The sequence below is a fragment of the Klebsiella sp. HN106 genome (assembly GCF_051209435.1).
GTDB classification, from domain to species: domain Bacteria; phylum Pseudomonadota; class Gammaproteobacteria; order Enterobacterales; family Enterobacteriaceae; genus Klebsiella; species Klebsiella oxytoca.
In genome coordinates this window covers 103,484-120,591 of record NZ_JBLURD010000002.1, presented here as the reverse complement: position 1 = coordinate 120,591, position 17,108 = coordinate 103,484, and the positions used below count along the sequence as shown (strand labels likewise).

Genomic DNA, 17,108 nt, shown 5'->3' with positions numbered 1-17,108 from the left:
TCGGGATACAGGTTTAGCGCTGTCTGCTCAACGGTAGCCCGGAGAAGGCGTTTACGCCGTAATCCGGGGAATGCGCCGGGATGGAGACTTTGGCGCGGCTTCTTCCCGGGCCGCGCTGTGCTTGCCTGGGCTACGGGGCCACGGTTGTCTGCGGGCCGGTAGCGCGGGGAAGGCGTTTACGCCGCAACCCGGGGAATGCGCCGGGATGGAGACTTTGGCGTGGCTTCTTCCCGGGCCGCGCTGCGCTAGCCCGGGCTACGGGTCCACGGCTGTCTGCGGGCCGGTAGCCCGGACAGGCGCGTCAAGCGCCGCCTCCGGGAGGGTTTACTCCGGGAACCACTGCTTGCTGATTTTATCGTAGGTACCGTCAGCTTTAATCGCCTTCAGCGCGGCGTTCAGTTTTTCCAGCAGCGCTTTGTTATCCGGGCGTACCGCAATGCCGAGGCCGGTACCGAAGTACTGCGCGTCGGTGACTTTCGGCGTTGCCGCACCCAGCTGCGGGTTGGTTTTCAGCCACTCGTTGACCACGGCGGTATCGCCAAACACCCCATCAATACGGCCATTTTTCAGGTCGATGAACGCATTCTGGTAGCTATCGTAAGCCACGGTTTTCACTTCCGGATGTTTATCCTGGAGGTATTTCTGGTGCGTGGTGCCGTTTTCCATCCCGATGCGCTTGCCTTTCAGATCGGCGAAAGAGTGGAAAGCATCTTTCTTCGAGATAACCAGCGCGGAGTTAGCGTAGTACGGGTCGGTAAACGCCACCTGCTTGCTGCGCTCCGGGGTAATGTCCATGCCGGAGATGACCGCATCATATTTCTTGAATTTGAGCGCCGGGATCAGGCTGTCGAAGGCATGGTTGGTAAAAGTACACTCGGCCTGCATCTGTTTGCACAGCGCGTTGGCCAGGTCGATGTCGAAACCGGCGATTTGGTTATTGGCGTCCATCGATTCAAACGGTGGGTAAGTTGCAGAAACGCCAAAGCTGATTTTTTCTGCGGCAGCGGCGCCAAAGGCGAAAGAACTAAGCAGTGCGGCCAGAACTAACTTTTTCATCGTGGAACTCCCGTCGGTCAATCTTATGTTGTTGTGCCGTGTCTGCGGCTGGCAGTAACAATGCCACTAAATGAATTTATATTCAATAAATATGGATATTTATTTTGGTTTGAATAAAAAAAGACGGGTAATTCAGTGAACTACCCGTCTTGATTTGGCTGGATATGCGTTTTTAATTGCGTCGCTCAAAGGCCAGCGCTTTATGTTCCACCAGACGCATCAGTAGCGTCAGCAGGCCATTGACCACCAGATAAACGATGCCGGCGGCGCCGAACACCATTACATCATAGGTGCGTCCATAGAGCAGCTGGCTGTGGCCCATCACTTCCATCAGGGTAATGGTGTAGGCCAGGGACGTGCTCTTGAACACCAGCACCACTTCATTGGAGTAGGAGGAGAGGGCGCGTTTAAAAGCGTACGGCAGCAGGATCGCCAGCGTATCCTTCTTACTCATCCCCAGCGCGCCGCAGGATTGCCACTGGCCGTCCGGAATGGCGCGGATTGCGCCATAGAACAGCTGGGTGGTATAAGCGGCGCTGTTAAGAGAAAGGGCAATCAGCGCGCAGAGCCAGGGCTCGGAAATCAGATGCCAGAGCAGCGGATACTCCTGCAGCGACGGAAACTGGCCCGGGCCGTAGTAAATCAGGAAGATCTGCACCAGCAGCGGCGTGCCGGTAAACAGCGTGATATAGCCGCGCACGACCCACACCAGCCCCGGGGTTTTTAACGTCAGGATGATGGTGAAGATTAGCGACAAAATCAGCGCCACGACGATCGAGGCCGCGGTCAGCGTCAGGCTGGTATGCAGCCCTTTTAGCAGTTCGGGTAAGTAATCAAGCATCAGCCTGGTCTCCGTTCGAAGCGCGTCGCTCGCTGATCAATACGTTTCAGAATGTACTGACTCAACAGGGTGATGACCAGATAGATTGCTGCCGCGATGATATACCAGTTAAACGGCTCCTGGGTTCGGGTAGCGATACTTTTGGTTTGCAGCATCAGATCGTTGACGCTAATGAGGCTCACCAGTGCGGTATCCTTCAGCAGCACCAGCCACTGGTTGCCGAGGCCCGGCAGCGCGTGGCGCCACATCTGCGGCATCACCAGGCGGAAGAAAATAGCGGCTTTTGATAATCCCAGCGCCTGACCGGATTCCCATTGCCCCTGCGGAACGGCTTTAAGCGCCCCGCGCAGCGTTTGCGATGCGTAAGCGGCATACAGCAGAGAAAGCGCGATAGCCCCACACAGGAACGGGCTGACGTCAAAATTTTCAATCTGCATCTGTACCGGGATCTGCACAATGCCGAGATTAATAGTAAAGCCGTCAGAAAGGGTCAGCAGCAGCTGAGAGGAACCAAAATAGATAAACAGAACTACCAGGATTTCCGGTAGTCCGCGCAAAAGGGTGACAATGCCGGTTGCGAGCCAGGCGACCGGACGCAGCTTCACCGACTCGAGGACGGCAAACAGCATCGCCAGCACCAGACCGATGATCAGGGCGCAAACGGCAAGGCCGACGGTCATCCCGGCGGCGCTTGCTAATGGAAAAAATTCGTTCATTCAGCGTTACTTCTGGAACCATTTGTTATAGATAGACTGGTAAGTCCCATCGCTCTTCACTTTTTCCAGCGCAGCGTTAAATTTCTGCTGCAACTCGGTATTGCCCTGGCGCAGCGCAATGCCGAGACCGGTGCCGAAGTAGTCTTTATCGGTGACTTTGTCGCCGACTGCTCCCAGCTTCGGATTGCTCTTCAGCCATTCTGTCACCACTGCGGTATCGCCAAACACGGCGTCAATACGGCCGTTCTGCAGGTCCAGCTTCGCATTCTGGTAGCTGTCGTAAGGAACGGTAGTGATTTCCGGATGTTTGTCGGTGATGAATTTCTGGTGAGTGGTGCCGTTCTGCACGCCGACTTTTTTGCCTTTCAGCTGATCGATGCTGGTGAATTTACCCTGCTGGCCGACGAACAGCGCAGAGTTTTCATAGTACGGGGTCGTGAACAGCACCTGCTTTTCACGCTCAGGGGTGATATCCATCCCGGCCATTACCGCGTCGAAACGGCGGAACTTCAGGCTGGGGATCAGGCTGTCGAAAGCCTGGTTGGTAAAGGTGCAGGTCGCATCAATCTCTTTACACAGCGCGTTCGCCAGATCGACGTCAAAGCCGACAATTTTGTTATTAGCGTCGATCGATTCAAACGGAGGGTAAGAGGCCTCGGTGGCGAAACGAATGGTCTGGGCAGCGGTAGCGGAGAGGCTCATGCCCGCAAGAAGAGCGGCAATCAGTACTTTTTTCATCGTCATTTCCCCGAAAACATCAATGTGAAAGATAGTTTTTAAACGCGTCGGTCTGCGGATGCGCGAAGCAGCCGGCATCACCTTGTTCAACGATATGGCCGTTTTCCATATACACCACGCGGCTTGCCGTTTTACGCGCCACTTCCACTTCGTGGGTGACGATGACCTGCGTAATGCCGGTTTCAGCCAGTTCGCGGATAATACTGACGATCTGGGCGGTGATTTCTGGATCGAGCGCCGCCGTAGGTTCATCAAACAGCAGAACCTGCGGTTCCATCATCAGGGCGCGGGCAATGGCGACACGCTGCTGCTGGCCGCCGGAAAGATGCAGCGGGTAGCGATCGCTATAGGGTTTCAGGCGCAGACGTTCGAGCAGCTTTTCTGCGCGCGCTAAAGCCTGATCTTTGCTTAAACCGAGCACGCGGCAAGGCGCTTCAATCAGGTTTTGCTGCACGGTCAGATGCGGCCACAGATTGTACTGTTGGAACACCATACCGACGTTCTGGCGCAGCTCGCGGATAGCTTTGTCAGAAGGCGCTTTGGTAAAGTCGAAATGGTTCCCGGCGATGTTCAGCGTGCCGGAACGCGGCATCTCCAGCAGGTTAAGAACGCGCAGCAGCGAGCTTTTTCCGGCACCGCTTGGGCCGAGCAGCACCAGCGTTTCCCCCTGCGGGCAATCCAGCGTGATGTCGAACAGCGCCTGGTGCGCGCCGTAGAAGCAATTAATGCCGTTTAATTTAATGCTCATCTGGGCAGTCTGATACAAATAGCAATTGAGGCCGCAAATAGTACCTTTGGCAGAATAGTTATGCAATATTTATGCGTTAAAAGTTAAATGTAAACCACGTTTACATTTAAAGTTAGCACAAAATATGGCTTCGTGGAGGCGGGGGAAGTAAATGTCGGCAATACCAGAGTAATTACCGACATTTTACCGGGTTATACCCGTCATACTTCAGGCCGCAGAAGCGTTGGCTTTGTTACCCGGCTCAGCCATGAGCCTCGCCTCTACCGGCCCCCGGTCTGCGCCTTGAAGGAGACCGGGGATTCTTTGCCAGGTGCCAGCGGCCGGTTAGCGTTTTTCCAGACTTTGACGCAGGGTGCCTGCCGGCGCATGGCCGTTATTGCCGAGGTAGCGGACGTCATCTACCGCCCAGCACTGGCCTTCCTGAATCATCAGCACTTCATCCTTCCAGCTTTGGGTGCCCTGTTTTAGCTCCACGCGCAGCGGAATGTTGCGCGCATCGCGGTTGGGGATCGTGGAGGCGCTGGCGACCTCGGCGCTGTCGGCCGGGGTACTGCTGCTGGAGAACAGATTAGACTGCAGCAGGGCGTTGTTCGACGGATCCTGACGCGCGTCGTTCAGCAGTTTTGCCAGACCGTCGCTCAGGTACGGACGCAGCGCGGTTAAATCGCTATTGCGATTCTGCAGCTGGTAGTCATAAAACTTCTGCGCCACGTCATCCGGGCCGCCTTCGATGCAGGGGCCGCTACGGGTGCCGTTATCTTTGTAGGCAGGCGTGACGGTAGTACAGGCGCTGAGCGCCAGCGCGCAGGGGAGGACGAGTGCAAGAACTTTGTAGCGCATGATGATTTCCTTATGAGCTCACTACGTTAGAATATCTTTTCAAGCATAGTGTATCAGATAGGGATTGTGCTTGACCCTTAGAGCTAACGCATTGAACGCTAAAGAAGGAGTTTCATCATGCAATTTTCCACTACTCCGACCCTTGAAGGTCAGCCCATCATTGAATACTGCGGCGTCGTCACCGGGGAAGCGATTCTCGGCGCCAACGTATTCCGCGATTTTTTCGCCAGCATTCGCGATATCGTCGGCGGTCGTTCCGGCGCCTATGAAAAAGAGCTGCGCAAGGCCCGCGAAATTGCGTTTGAAGAGCTGAGCGAGCAGGCGAAGGCGCTGGGCGCCAATGCGGTGGTCGGGATTGATATTGACTACGAAACCGTGGGAAAAGACAGCAGTATGCTGATGGTCAGCGTCAGCGGCACCGCGGTGAAGACCCGCCGATGAAACGATGCCGGGCAGGCGTACTGCTGGCGCTGCTGCTGGCGGGCTGCGCCAGCGAAAAAGGTATTATCGATCGCGATGGCTATCAGCTGGATACGCGCCATCCGGCGCAGGCCGCTTATCCGCGCATCAAAGTGCTGGTGATCCACTATACCGCCGATGATTTCGACGTTTCCTTAGCGACGCTGACGGATAATCAGGTGAGCTCTCACTATCTGATCCCGGAGAAACCGCCGCTGCACGGAGGCAAACCGCGGATCTGGCAGCTGGTGCCGGAAGAGGATCTGGCCTGGCATGCGGGGGTCAGCTTCTGGCGCGGCAGCACGCGCATTAACGATACCTCGATTGGCATTGAGCTGGAGAATCGCGGCTGGCAAAAAACGGCGGGGGTGAAAAGCTTTACGCCGTTTAATCCGGCGCAGATTGACGCCCTGATCCCGTTGGCGAAGGACATCATCGCTCGCTATCAGATCCTGCCGCAGAACGTAGTCGCGCATGCCGACATTGCCCCGCAGCGCAAAGACGATCCGGGGCCGCTGTTCCCGTGGCACAGGCTGGCGGAGCAGGGGATTGGCGCATGGCCGGATGCCCGGCGCGTGGCGTTTTATCTGCAGGGGCGTCCGTCATACGAGCCGGTAGACACTGCCGAGCTGCTGGACGTCCTGGCGCGCTACGGCTATCAGGTGACGCCGGAAATGACCCCAGCGCAGCAAAAGCGGGTGATTATGGCTTTCCAGATGCACTTCCGCCCCGCGCGCTGGGACGGCGTTGCCGATGCGCAAACGCTGGCGATGGCTGAAGCGCTGCTGGAAAAGTACGGGCGCGGTTAATAGTGCAGCTTGCCGTGGTCCTTCAACCACGCGGCGGTGCGGATAATCCCTTCATCCATGTTCACCACCGGCTGATAGCCCAGCTCCTGCTGAGCGCGAGAGATATCAAGGGTAAAATCGAAGTTCAGCTTGGAGACACCGTAGTGGGTAAAGGCGGGCTCTTTAGCTGACTTATTGCCAAAGCGCTCCATGCTGCGGGCGATAATATCCAGCATAGGATAGGGAACCGATCGGATGCGGCACTTAATCCCCAGCTCATCGATGAGTTTCAACACGATGCTGTGCAAGGTTTGCGGTTCGCCGTTAGTGATGTTGTACGCCCGGGCCGAGGGCAGAAGGTCGCACTGTGGCTGGCTGGCGAGCCACATCGCGTGCACCGCGTTTTCATAATAGGTCATGTCCACCAGCGCGCTGCCGCCGCGCGGTAACAGAACGCTGCCATAGTGCTGCATCATCTGCGCCAGACGCGGAATAAACACTTTATCATGCGGGCCAAACAGGCTTTGCGGACGCAGGATCGTGAAGCGGGTATTCGGGTTGGCTTGCGCCAGAAGATGGATCACGTCTTCGCTTGCCGCCTTGCTGCGGGCGAATTCGTTGGCGAAACGCTGCGGACGAAAATCTTCCTGAACATCGCGATGATGGTGGTAATCAAAATAGAGCGACGGTGAGGAGATATGTACGAAGTTGCGTACGCCCCAGGCAACCGCCCATTCGCCGAGGCGACGGGTTGCGCGGACGTTGGCTAAATCGAAAGCCTGCTGAGTGCCCCAGGGTGAAGTAAAGCTGGAACAGTGCCACAGGGTATCGATACCGGCGAGCATCACTTTGGCCTGCGAAGAGACCAGCTCGGTTAAGTCCGCAGGGACGAACTCTGCGCCCATTTTGCTCAGAAGCTTGCCCATCGCTTCGTTGCGCCCGGTCGCTCTGACGCTAATGCCCCTGTTACGCAGATATTCCACCGCGTTGCGGCCTAATCCGCTGGTCGCACCGGTAACCAGTACCTTCATATCGATCCACTGTTTAACAAAAGAATTTCGTGCGCATTTTTCCGTGATTCTGACTACGATGCAATGAGAATCATGAAAGAATTCTGTACCTATACTCTATTTGATGGTGATTTGCTCCGCCAGGTGCGCGATGCGTCGGGCCATACCGCGAAAAATAAACAGATGCGCCGGGATCATCAGCAACCAGTAGCAGAGTCCCGGCATACCGTGCGGGTGCCACCAGGCGCGGACGTCCAGTTCGCGATGGTCGCCTTTATCGCGCAGGGTAAAGCTCAGGCGGCCAAGGCCGGGCGCTTTCATGCCGAATAACAGCGTCAACTGCTTTTCCGGCTCGACGATAATCACCTTCCAGCTGTCCACCGCATCGCCGGTCTGCAGATATTCATTTTCCGGGCGACCTTTTGCCAGCCGGTGACCGACCAGCAGATCCATCGCCCCGCGAGTTTTCCACAGAGCGTTGCCGAAGAAATAGCCCTCTTTGCCGCCAATTTGGTTGACCACCTTCCACAGCGCAGCAAGGCTGGCGGAAGTGTTAACGGTGCAGCCCGCCTGTTTCGGGTAGTAACCGTACTCTGGGCGCCAGCGGGCAAAGGCCTGCGCATCGTAGCCCCAGTCGCTGGAGTTCACCAGTTGCTCCTCTTCCTTTAGCGTGCGGCGCACCGCTTCATCAAAAGCGATGAGAGGTTGCGGGATGAGCGCCCGCAGGGCGCGGTCGTCGGCGATCAGATCGTGCTTTAGCCCCTGAATTAGCGCCCTGGCCGTGGTTGACGGCACTGAAGTAATGATGTTGAGAAACCACACCGAAATCCAACGGGTCGGAAAAGGAATGGGGATCAACGGCCGACGTTTGCCGCTGACTGCCATAAAGCGGATAAACTGCTGCTGATAGCTCAAAATTTCCGGCCCGGCGGCTTCAAAAATGCGATGCTCTGCCGCAGGATGGTTCAGCAGCTGCAGCAGATAATAGAGTAAGTTTTCCAGCGCAATCGGCGTGGTGCGCGAGCGCACCCAGCGCGGCGGCGTCAGTACCGGCAGGTTGTAAACCATATCGCGCATCACTTCGAACGCGGCGGAACCGGCGCCGACGATAATGCCGGCGCGAACTTCCGCTACCGGTACGCCCGATTCGCGCAGCAGATCGCCGGTGATCTGGCGGGCGCGCAGATGATCGGATTGCTCCTCTTCTGCAACCTGTAACGAACTGAGAAAAATGACTTCGTTCACCGGCGTCTTGCGCAGCGCGTCGCGGACGTTAAGGGCGACCTGCCGCTCGTGGCGGATAAAGTCGCCGCCTTCGCCCATCCCGTGTACCAGATAATAAACGGTGTCAACCTGCGCCAGCAGGGCGGGTAGCGCGTCAGGCTGGTTTAAATCGAGCGAATAGCACTCGACGCCGGGGAGATGCTGCTTCTTGAGTCTGTCGATCTGGCGTGCCGCCGCCAGCACGGTGAAGCCCTGCTCGCTGAGCCTTGTCACCAGATGCTGGCCGATATAACCGCTGGCGCCAAGCACCAGAATTCGCTGCGACACGCCGGACTCCTTAGCGATTTAAAAATGTCTGCCAGTGGCTAACCACCTCGGCAAGCTGCTGACGGTTCACGTCAATATGCGTCACCAGGCGCACGATGGGCGAGGCGTTGATCAGCACTCCGCGTTCGCGCAGATACTCGCCCAGGGCGGCGGCGCGCGCTTCACCGACGCGAACAAACAGCATATTGGTGTCATGACGCATCACATCCGCGCCGGCGGCGCGCAGCTGTTCTGCCATCCATGCGGCGTTATCATGATCCTCTTTTAAACGCTCGACGTTGTTCTGCAAAGCATACAGGCCCGCCGCGGCCAGAATCCCGGCCTGACGCATCCCGCCGCCGACCATTTTCCGCCAGCGGATGGCGCGGCGAATATACGCTTCGCTCCCCACCAGCAGCGAGCCTACCGGCGCGCCGAGACCTTTAGACAGACAGATGGTGAAAGAGTCGCAGTAGCGGGTGATCTCACCCAGCGCGCAGCCGTATTCCACGACGGCGTTAAAGATACGCGCCCCGTCGACGTGCAGCCCCAGGCCGCGCTGACGCGTAAACTCCCAGGCATCTTTAAGATATTCACGCGGCAGCACTTTGCCGTTGTGGGTGTTTTCCAGCGACAGTAGCCGGGTAGGGGCGAAATGGATATCGTCCGGTTTGATTTTGGCTGCGACTTTATCGAGCGGCAGGGAACCGTCAGCTGCGGCGTCGATAGGCTGCGGCTGGATACTGCCGAGCACCGCCGCGCCGCCGGCTTCGTAGAGATAATTATGCGCGCCCTGGCCGACAATATACTCTTCGCCGCGCTGGCAGTGGCTGAGCAGCGCGACCAGGTTGGCCTGAGTGCCGGTCGGCAAGAAGATAGCGGCCTCTTTGCCCGCCAGGTCGGCGGCAAAGCGCTGGAGTTCGTTAACGGTCGGGTCATCGCCATACACGTCATCCCCGACCGGGGCGGCCATCATCGCTTCCCGCATGGCGCGGCCCGGGCGGGTGACGGTATCACTGCGTAAATCTATCATGACATATCCTTATACACTTCATCCTTCGCGCTGCCTCTGCGTTGGCTGCACCCTCAAACCCCGGTCACATCGTTATTTCTGCTTCCGGGGATTTTCGGGCTTGCCGCCTTAATGCGACACGAATGTTTTTGCGTATGAATTGAAAAGGATATTTTTACCTTAGCCAGTTAGTTTTCGCCAGTTCGATAACCTCATCGCCGCGGCCGCTAATAATCGCGCGCAGCATGTAAAGGCTGAAACCTTTGGCCTGCTCCAGTTTGATCTGCGGCGGCATCGCCAGTTCTTCACTGGCGACCACCACATCCACCAGGACCGGGCCGTCGGTACTGAAGGCGGTTTGCAACGCCTGGTCTACGTCAGCCGCTTTTTCGACACGGATGCCCTTAATGCCGCAGGCCTCGGCGATGCGGGCAAAGTTGGTCGCATGCAGCTCGGTGCCGTCTGTCAGATAGCCGCCGGCCTTCATCTCCATCGCGACAAAGCCCAGGACGCTGTTATTGAAGATAACGATCTTGACCGGCAGCTTCATTTGCGCCAGCGAGAGAAAATCCCCCATCAGCATACTAAAGCCGCCGTCGCCGCACATTGCCACGACCTGACGGTCGGGGGCGGTGGCCTTCGCGCCGATGGCCTGCGGCATGGCGTTAGCCATCGAACCGTGGTTGAACGATCCGATCAGGCGGCGCTTGCCGTTCATCTGTAAATAGCGCGCAGCCCACACGGTTGGCGTTCCGACGTCACAGGTAAAAATGGCGTCGTCGTCGGCAAAGTGGCTGATCCGCTGCGCCAGATACTGCGGATGAAGGGTTTTATCGCTTGGCTTCGCCAGGTCATCGAGCCCCTTGCGCGCGTCGCGATAGTGTTCCAGGGCTTTGTCGAGGAACTTGCGGTCGGTTTTCTCTTCCAGATGCGGCAGCAGCGCGCTGAGGGTGGATTTGATATCGCCGATCAGCGCCATGTCCACTTTACTGTGCGCGCCGATACTGCCGGGGTTGATATCGATCTGAATAATTTTTGCGTCCGTCGGGTAGAAGGCGCGATAGGGGAACTGGGTGCCGAGCAGCACCAGGGTGTCAGCGTTCATCATGGTATGGAAACCGGAGGAGAAGCCTATCAGCCCGGTCATCCCAACATCATAAGGGTTATCGTATTCAACGTGCTCTTTGCCGCGCAGCGCGTGAACGATAGGCGCTTTCAGCTTCGCGGCGAACTCTACCAGCTCTTTATGCGCTCCGGCGCAGCCGCTGCCGCACATCAGCGCGATATTGCTCGAATAGCGCAGCAGCTGGGCCAGTTTTTTCAGTTCTTCTTCTGCCGGCGTCACCTGCGGCAGCGGGGCGTGGTACCAGTGGCTGCTGGCGCTTTCCGGCGCGGGTTTTAGCGCAACGTCGCCGGGGAGCACCACTACCGAGACGCCGCGGTTAATCACCGCTTTGCGCATAGCGATGGCCAGCACCTGCGGGATCTGCTCCGGCGAGGAGACCAGTTCGCAGTAGTGGCTGCATTCGCGAAACAGCTCCTGCGGATGCGTTTCCTGAAAGTAACCGCTGCCGATTTCGCTGGAAGGAATATGGGCGGCGATGGCCAGCACCGGAACATGGTTGCGGTGGCAGTCGAAAAGACCGTTAATAAGATGCAGGTTGCCCGGCCCGCAGGAACCGGCGCACACCGCCAGTTCGCCGGTAAGCTGCGCTTCCGCTCCGGCGGCGAAGGCGGCAACTTCTTCATGGCGCGTGGGCATCCAGTCGATGGTCCCCATGCGGTTCAGGCTGTCGCTTAAGCCATTAAGAGAATCCCCAGTCACGCCCCAAATACGTTTAACGCCAGCCTGTTCTAGAGTTTTGGCAATGTATGCCGCCACGGTCTGTTTCATGGTTTTCCATCTCCTTAAGTGATAACGCTTACAAGCTTAGATGAAAATGACCATTACGCCCGCCGTTTGCCCCTCATTTTCAGCTGCTTTTATTCGTCGGACATTGCGCATACGCTGTGTTGACCTTCGGTGGTAAACAGGAATCATTTCAAATGGTTAAATCTCTGTTAAATGGTGTTAATAAACTGCTGTCGCATGATGATTTTGGCAAACTTTTGTTACGACTTGCCGTTGGCGGCCTGATGCTGTTTCACGGATTACACAAGCTATTCGATGGCGTGGGGGGCATCAGCAGCATGCTGGTGGCGAAAGGTCTGCCAGGCTTTATCGCTTATGGGGTTTTAGCTGGAGAAGTGGTTGCGCCATGTCTGCTGATTGTGGGGATCCTGACGCGCCCTGCGGCGCTGGTGCTGGCATTCACGATGGTTGTGGCCTGGCTAATGGTCGGGACGGGTAAAACCTTCGCGCTGGATGCGGTAGGCGCGTGGGCGATTGAGAGTCTGGTCTATTTCTTTGTTGGCGCGCTGGCGATTGCCTTCCTCGGGGCAGGCCGATATTCCATTGGTGGAAACTCGGCCTTGCGGTAAGTGCACCAGTGTTTTCTGCCTCACCCTGGCCACATCCTGTTTGCCGGGGTGTCGCCGCTCGTTTTTCAGACCCTTTTTTTGGGGGTTATTTTAAGATATTGATTTTTTAAAATTTTTATTCTTGCCTAAAAAAGGGTAAAAGGGCCTTTTATTGATTATTGCATGATAAAACAATAAGGCAGGTGCGCCGGGCTAGTGTTCACTGCCGTACAGGCAGCTTAGAAAGGATGACCGATCGCATCGGCATTTTTGAATTGGTTCACTGCCGTTCCGGCAGTTCAGTAAGAGCCATGCTACCCGACGATTACCGCGTAGCATGGCCAGCAACAACATTAAGCCAGTACCAAATCTCCCTGCGGCTGGCAGGAGCAGGCCAGCACGTAGCCTTCAGCGATTTCCGCATCGGTTAACGTCATGGTGCTGCTGACGGTATATTCACCGGAAACCACTTTCGTTTTGCAGCAGCCGCAAACGCCCGCGCGGCAGGCGACGGTAACCGGCACCTTATTGCTTTCCAGCGCTTCGAGCAGCGTGGTGCCGACCGGGGCATAAAACGTTTTCGCCGGCTGCAGTTTGGTGAACTTCAGACCGCTGGTGGCCGCGACGGCGACTGGCGTAAAGAACTGCTCTTTAAAGAAGCGCGTCGCGCCCAGCGCTTTCACTTCCTGCTCGACGAGATCCATATACGGCGCCGGACCGCAGGTCATCACGGTGCGCGATGCCAGATCCGGCACGCTTTGCAGTAGTTCAGTCGTTAAACGTCCTGCCACGAAACCGTGGGTAGCGTTATTTTCCGCCACCAGCGTCACCGGATACTGACGCCACTCCTCAGCGAAAATCACATCCTGCGGCGAACGAACGTTAAAAATCACCTGCACATCAGCCTGCGGGCGATATTTTGCCAGCCAGCGGCGCATCGACATGATCGGCGTGACGCCGCAGCCTGCGGCCAGCATCAGGAACTTATCGTCCGCTTTATCATCGCAGGTGAAATCCCCCATCGCGTCGGACAGCCAGATATAGTCGCCGCGCTTTACGTCGCGGGTGAGCCACTGTGATCCCGCGCCATCGTCAATACGGCGAACGGTCAACGTAATATATTCGCTGACGCCCGGCGTGGACGAAATAGTGTAAGCGCGCAGGGTCTCTGCCGAATTACGCACGCTCACCAGCGCGTACTGCCCGGCACGGTACGGATAATAGTCATGGCAGAGCAATGAAATGGTCCACACATCCGGCGTTTCCTGATGGATGTGATGCACCTGCATCCGCCACGGGCATTGTGAGGTTGGCATGGTCATGGATAGCTCCTTACGCGCTCAGCAGTTGCTTCATGTCTTCTTCTACGGTGGTCACAGAGCGCAGACCGAATTTCTCATTGAGCACGGCCAGCAGATCCGGGGTGAAGAAGCCTGGCGCGGTCGGGCCGGTTACGATGTTTTTCACGCCCAGTGAGAGCAGGGTCAGCAGAATGACAATCGCTTTCTGCTCGAACCAGGAAAGCACCAGCGATAGCGGCAGATCATTGACGCCGCAGCCCAGTTTTTCCGCCAGGGTCACCGCCAGGATAATCGCCGAGTAAGCGTCGTTGCACTGACCGGCATCGACCAGACGCGGCAGGCCTTCAATATCGCCGAAATCGAGTTTATTGAAGCGGTATTTACCGCAGGCCAGGGTCAGGATCAGGCAGTCGTCCGGTACGCTGGTGGCAAAATCGGTGAAGTAATTACGCTCGCCCCGCGCGCCGTCGCAGCCGCCAACCAGGAAGATGTGGCGCAGTTTTTCCCGGCTCACCAGATCGATAAGGGTATCAGCAGCGCCCAGAAGGGTCTGACGGCCGAAACCTACGGTGATGAGATGCGGGATCTCGCTGTACGGGAAGCCTGCCATCTGCTGCGCCTGGGCGATAACCGGGGCGAAATCTTCGCCTTCCAGATGGTTCACGCCCGGCCAGCCAACGATGCTACGGGTCCAGATACGATCGTCATAGGCGCCGACGGTTGGGTCGATGATGCAGTTAGAGGTCATGACGATCGGCCCCGGGAAACGGGCGAACTCCACCTGCTGGTTCTGCCAGCCGCTGCCGTAGTTCCCAATCAGGTGTTTGAATTTACGCAGCTCCGGATAGCCGTGCGCCGGCAGCATTTCCCCGTGGGTGTAGACGTTAACGCCGGTGCCTTCGGTCTGCTCCAGCAGGTTATAGAGATCTTTCAGGTCATGGCCGGAGATCAGGATGCACTTGCCCTCGGTCGCTTTAACGTTGACCTGGGTTGGGGTCGGATGACCGTATTTGGTGGTCTCACCGGCGTCCAGAATGCTCATGACTTTGAAGTTCATCTGGCCGATTTCCATTGAGCACTCCAGCAGAGCATTCATATCGGCAGGCCAGGTACCCAGCCATGCCATGATTTTATGGTACTGGGCGTAGATGTCGTTGTCGTACTGGCCCAGAACGTGCGCGTGCTCCATATAGGCCGCAGCGCCTTTAAGGCCGTACAGGCACAGCAGGCGCAGGCCGAGAATGTTCTCGCCGATGGCTGCTTTGTCTTTGTTCGGAGTAAATTCCGCCGCCTGACGCTGCAGGTCGCCCAGATCGTCGCTGGCCAGTTGCAGAGCGGCCATCGGATTGTTAACCGTCGCGTGGGCATCAATGTTCAGGCACTGGGCTTTAAGCGCTTCACGCATGGCGATAGCCTGACGCGCATAGCCAACGATACGCGGGGAGTCGAAGTTAACGTTAGTCAGCGTAGAGAAAAAAGCGCGCGGCGCAAAGCTATCGACGTCGTGGTCGATGATGCCATATTCACGGGCTTTAAGCGCCCAGGCGGAGAGGCCCTGCAGAGAGGCAATCAGAAGATCCTGCAGATCGGACGTTTCGGCCGTTTTCCCGCACATACCCTGCGCGTAAGAGCAGCCGTTTCCTGCCGGAGTACGGATGGTTTGTTCACATTGCACACAAAACATGGTCACACCTTTTAAAGTTATATTTAATATACATGTTTAAGGTTATGCCCGAGCGCGTGAGGAGAAAAGGTATTTCTGATACAACTTACAGGGAGATTGATTTAGCGCAAAATTGGCGGCAGAGGGCTACCGCCTGAGAGGTATTAAGCGGAGAAAAAGGCCATCAGGATGGGCACCAGCAGGCTGAGAATGAAGCCATGAACAATAGCTGCCGGCACGATCTCCACGCCGCCTGAGCGCTGCAGCACCGGCAGCGTAAAATCCATCGATGTTGCGCCGCACAGGCCTAGCGCCGTTGAACGGCTGCGGCGTACCAGCCCCGGGATCAGCATAATCGCCAGCAGCTCTCGTGCCAGATCGTTAAAGAAGGCGGCGCTACCAATCACCGGGCCATAGGATTCTGTTAACAGGATGCCGGAAAGCGAATACCAGCCAAAGCCGGAGGCCATGGCCAGGCCGGTTTTTAGCGGCAGGTCGAGAATAAAGGCATTAATGATTCCGCCCAGCAGTGAGCTCACCATCACCACCACCGCAACCATCATTCCGCGGCGATTCAGAACGATTTGCCGCAGGGTCATGCCATTATTACGCAGCTGAATACCGATCAGGAACAGCAGGAAAATCAGCGTATATTCACTGGCCTCGGTGGCGTGTTGTAAAAAAGGCAGGCCGCTCAGGCCAATAAGAAAACCAATAAGGACTACGCCGCATAGCTGAAGGGATTCCAGCGCCATTGCCAGACGCGAGGGTAATTTTTCCTGGCGATGATGATTTTGCCAGGGCATTTTCTGCTCAAGCCACATCAGAGCCGCAATATTACACAGCAGGATAATGACGACGCTGACCGCTGCGTAATGAAGTATCGACAACAGGTTGCTGGCCAGATTATCGAGGAACGCCAGGCTAATTCCCATAAAAAAGAGAATAACGTAAACGATCCAGCTCAGAAGTCGTGCGATAAGTTTAAGGGCTGACGGCCGATGGAGAGGAATAAGGTAGCCTGCGATTAACGGCAGCAGAATGATTAATAGTCCCGAAAACATGAACGACGTGGTCCTTGCAGAGTGAAAATAGCGTCCCTGACACTACCCAAATCGCCGGACTGAGTAAAGTAGTCGAAAAAAAGAAAGGCCCGGGAAACCGGGCCTTCAGAGAAGCGAGGGTGCTTAACTGCGTTTTTCCAGCAGAGTACGGTAGAGCACGCCGCCGAGAATACCGCCGATAATCGGCATCACCCAGAATAGCCACAGCTGCTGCAGCGCCCAGCCGCCCTGGAAAATCGCTACCGCGGTGCTACGAGCCGGGTTGACAGAAGTGTTGGTGACCGGAATGCTGATCAGGTGAATAAGGGTCAGCGCCAGGCCAATGGCGATAGGGGCGAAGCCCGCCGGAGCGTTTTTATCGGTGGCGCCGTGGATGACCAACAGGAAGCCGCAGGTCAGGACAATCTCAATCACAATTGCGGAGAGCATGGAGAAACCGCCCGGTGAGTGTTCGCCGTAACCGTTCGACGCGAACCCGCTGGCGGCGGCGTCAAAGCCCGCTTTACCGCTGGCGACGATATACAGAATAGCGGCGGCAATAATACCGCCGACAACCTGGGCGATAATATAGCCAATCACCTCTTTAGCCGGGAAACGACCGCCGGCCCACAGGCCTAAAGTGACTGCCGGGTTAAAGTGGCCGCCGGAAATATGACCGACGGCAAACGCCATGGTTAATACCGTTAAGCCGAAGGCTAACGCGACGCCGGCAAAACCAATACCTAATTCCGGGAAGGCCGCCGCCAGAACGGCGCTGCCGCAACCACCAAACACCAGCCAGAATGTACCAAAGCATTCTGCTGCTAATTTTCTAAACATAACCACCTCAATAAAATAATGTTACGAGCGCGGAAAACCGCGCCGGTCTTTATTTATCGATAT

17 protein-coding genes are annotated in these 17,108 nt (G+C 56.7%); 3 read left to right on the top strand and 14 right to left on the bottom strand.

The window, feature by feature from the left end:
- Positions 1–324 precede the first annotated feature (324 nt).
- The 6 genes from artJ to ACSIPU_RS07050 form a co-directional block, all read right to left on the bottom strand.
- Positions 325–1,056 carry an arginine ABC transporter substrate-binding protein ArtJ gene (artJ, locus tag ACSIPU_RS07075; RefSeq protein WP_017146217.1) on the bottom strand — a complete coding sequence of 244 codons (732 nt, stop codon included), beginning with the start codon at positions 1,054–1,056 and terminating at the stop codon, positions 325–327.
- 172 nt (positions 1,057–1,228) lie between these two features.
- Complete coding sequence (gene artM / locus ACSIPU_RS07070) at positions 1,229–1,897, bottom strand: arginine ABC transporter permease ArtM (RefSeq protein ID WP_004100597.1); 669 nt, start codon at positions 1,895–1,897, stop codon at positions 1,229–1,231.
- Positions 1,897–2,613 (bottom strand): arginine ABC transporter permease ArtQ, encoded by a 717-nt coding sequence (gene artQ / locus ACSIPU_RS07065; protein WP_004100599.1) that lies wholly within the window; start codon positions 2,611–2,613, stop codon positions 1,897–1,899. Before artQ ends, artM begins: the two co-directional genes overlap by 1 nt.
- 6 nt (positions 2,614–2,619) lie before the next feature.
- Positions 2,620–3,351, bottom strand: a complete 732-nt coding sequence (artI, locus tag ACSIPU_RS07060) for an arginine ABC transporter substrate-binding protein ArtI (RefSeq protein ID WP_004111833.1) — start codon at positions 3,349–3,351, stop codon at positions 2,620–2,622.
- 19 nt (positions 3,352–3,370) lie between these two features.
- Positions 3,371–4,099, bottom strand: coding sequence for an arginine ABC transporter ATP-binding protein ArtP (gene artP, locus ACSIPU_RS07055; RefSeq protein WP_004100602.1), 729 nt, complete (start codon positions 4,097–4,099; stop codon positions 3,371–3,373).
- Between the two features lie 324 nt (positions 4,100–4,423).
- Positions 4,424–4,939, bottom strand: coding sequence for a lipoprotein (locus ACSIPU_RS07050; RefSeq protein WP_004100604.1), 516 nt, complete (start codon positions 4,937–4,939; stop codon positions 4,424–4,426).
- A 117-nt stretch (positions 4,940–5,056) separates the two neighbouring features.
- On the opposite strand from ACSIPU_RS07050, the gene ACSIPU_RS07045 reads away from it, so the two are divergent.
- Both ACSIPU_RS07045 and ACSIPU_RS07040 read left to right on the top strand, forming a co-directional pair.
- On the top strand, positions 5,057–5,380 hold the full coding sequence (locus tag ACSIPU_RS07045) for a heavy metal-binding domain-containing protein (RefSeq protein ID WP_004100606.1): 324 nt from the start codon (positions 5,057–5,059) through the stop codon (positions 5,378–5,380).
- A complete protein-coding gene (locus ACSIPU_RS07040) occupies positions 5,377–6,207 on the top strand; it encodes an N-acetylmuramoyl-L-alanine amidase (RefSeq protein ID WP_024273963.1) in 831 nt (276 codons plus the stop codon). The genes ACSIPU_RS07045 and ACSIPU_RS07040 overlap by 4 nt, the downstream gene beginning before the upstream one ends.
- Here the strand turns inward: ACSIPU_RS07040 and ACSIPU_RS07035 are convergent.
- The 4 genes from ACSIPU_RS07035 to poxB form a co-directional block, all read right to left on the bottom strand.
- Positions 6,204–7,217 carry an NAD-dependent epimerase/dehydratase family protein gene (locus ACSIPU_RS07035; protein WP_004100611.1) on the bottom strand — a complete coding sequence of 338 codons (1,014 nt, stop codon included), beginning with the start codon at positions 7,215–7,217 and terminating at the stop codon, positions 6,204–6,206. The two genes, ACSIPU_RS07040 and ACSIPU_RS07035, sit on opposite strands and share 4 nt — an antisense overlap.
- A gap of 96 nt (positions 7,218–7,313) precedes the next feature.
- Positions 7,314–8,747: a DUF2867 domain-containing protein gene (locus tag ACSIPU_RS07030; protein WP_017146216.1), complete on the bottom strand. Its 1,434-nt coding sequence runs from the start codon at positions 8,745–8,747 to the stop codon at positions 7,314–7,316.
- 10 nt (positions 8,748–8,757) lie between these two features.
- The gene (gene ltaE, locus ACSIPU_RS07025; RefSeq protein ID WP_047720081.1) at positions 8,758–9,759 is read right to left on the bottom strand and encodes a low-specificity L-threonine aldolase; all 1,002 of its coding nucleotides are present in this window, start codon (positions 9,757–9,759) and stop codon (positions 8,758–8,760) included.
- Between the two features lie 154 nt (positions 9,760–9,913).
- On the bottom strand, positions 9,914–11,632 hold the full coding sequence (gene poxB / locus ACSIPU_RS07020; protein ID WP_004100616.1) for a ubiquinone-dependent pyruvate dehydrogenase: 1,719 nt from the start codon (positions 11,630–11,632) through the stop codon (positions 9,914–9,916).
- A 152-nt stretch (positions 11,633–11,784) separates the two neighbouring features.
- Between poxB and ACSIPU_RS07015 the strand changes: the two genes are divergently transcribed.
- Positions 11,785–12,219 (top strand): DoxX family protein, encoded by a 435-nt coding sequence (locus ACSIPU_RS07015; RefSeq protein ID WP_024273966.1) that lies wholly within the window; start codon positions 11,785–11,787, stop codon positions 12,217–12,219.
- A 332-nt stretch (positions 12,220–12,551) separates the two neighbouring features.
- Here the strand turns inward: ACSIPU_RS07015 and hcr are convergent, their stop codons facing one another.
- From hcr to aqpZ, 4 genes are all read right to left on the bottom strand, one after another.
- Positions 12,552–13,520, bottom strand: coding sequence for an NADH oxidoreductase (gene hcr, locus ACSIPU_RS07010; RefSeq protein WP_016808077.1), 969 nt, complete (start codon positions 13,518–13,520; stop codon positions 12,552–12,554).
- Positions 13,521–13,530: 10 nt separating this feature from the next.
- A complete protein-coding gene (gene hcp / locus ACSIPU_RS07005; protein ID WP_064370608.1) occupies positions 13,531–15,183 on the bottom strand; it encodes a hydroxylamine reductase in 1,653 nt (550 codons plus the stop codon).
- A 143-nt stretch (positions 15,184–15,326) separates the two neighbouring features.
- Positions 15,327–16,226, bottom strand: coding sequence for a lysine exporter LysO family protein (locus ACSIPU_RS07000; protein WP_004100620.1), 900 nt, complete (start codon positions 16,224–16,226; stop codon positions 15,327–15,329).
- 123 nt (positions 16,227–16,349) lie between these two features.
- Positions 16,350–17,045, bottom strand: coding sequence for an aquaporin Z (gene aqpZ / locus ACSIPU_RS06995; RefSeq protein WP_004100621.1), 696 nt, complete (start codon positions 17,043–17,045; stop codon positions 16,350–16,352).
- Between the last annotated feature and the right edge of the window lie 63 nt (positions 17,046–17,108).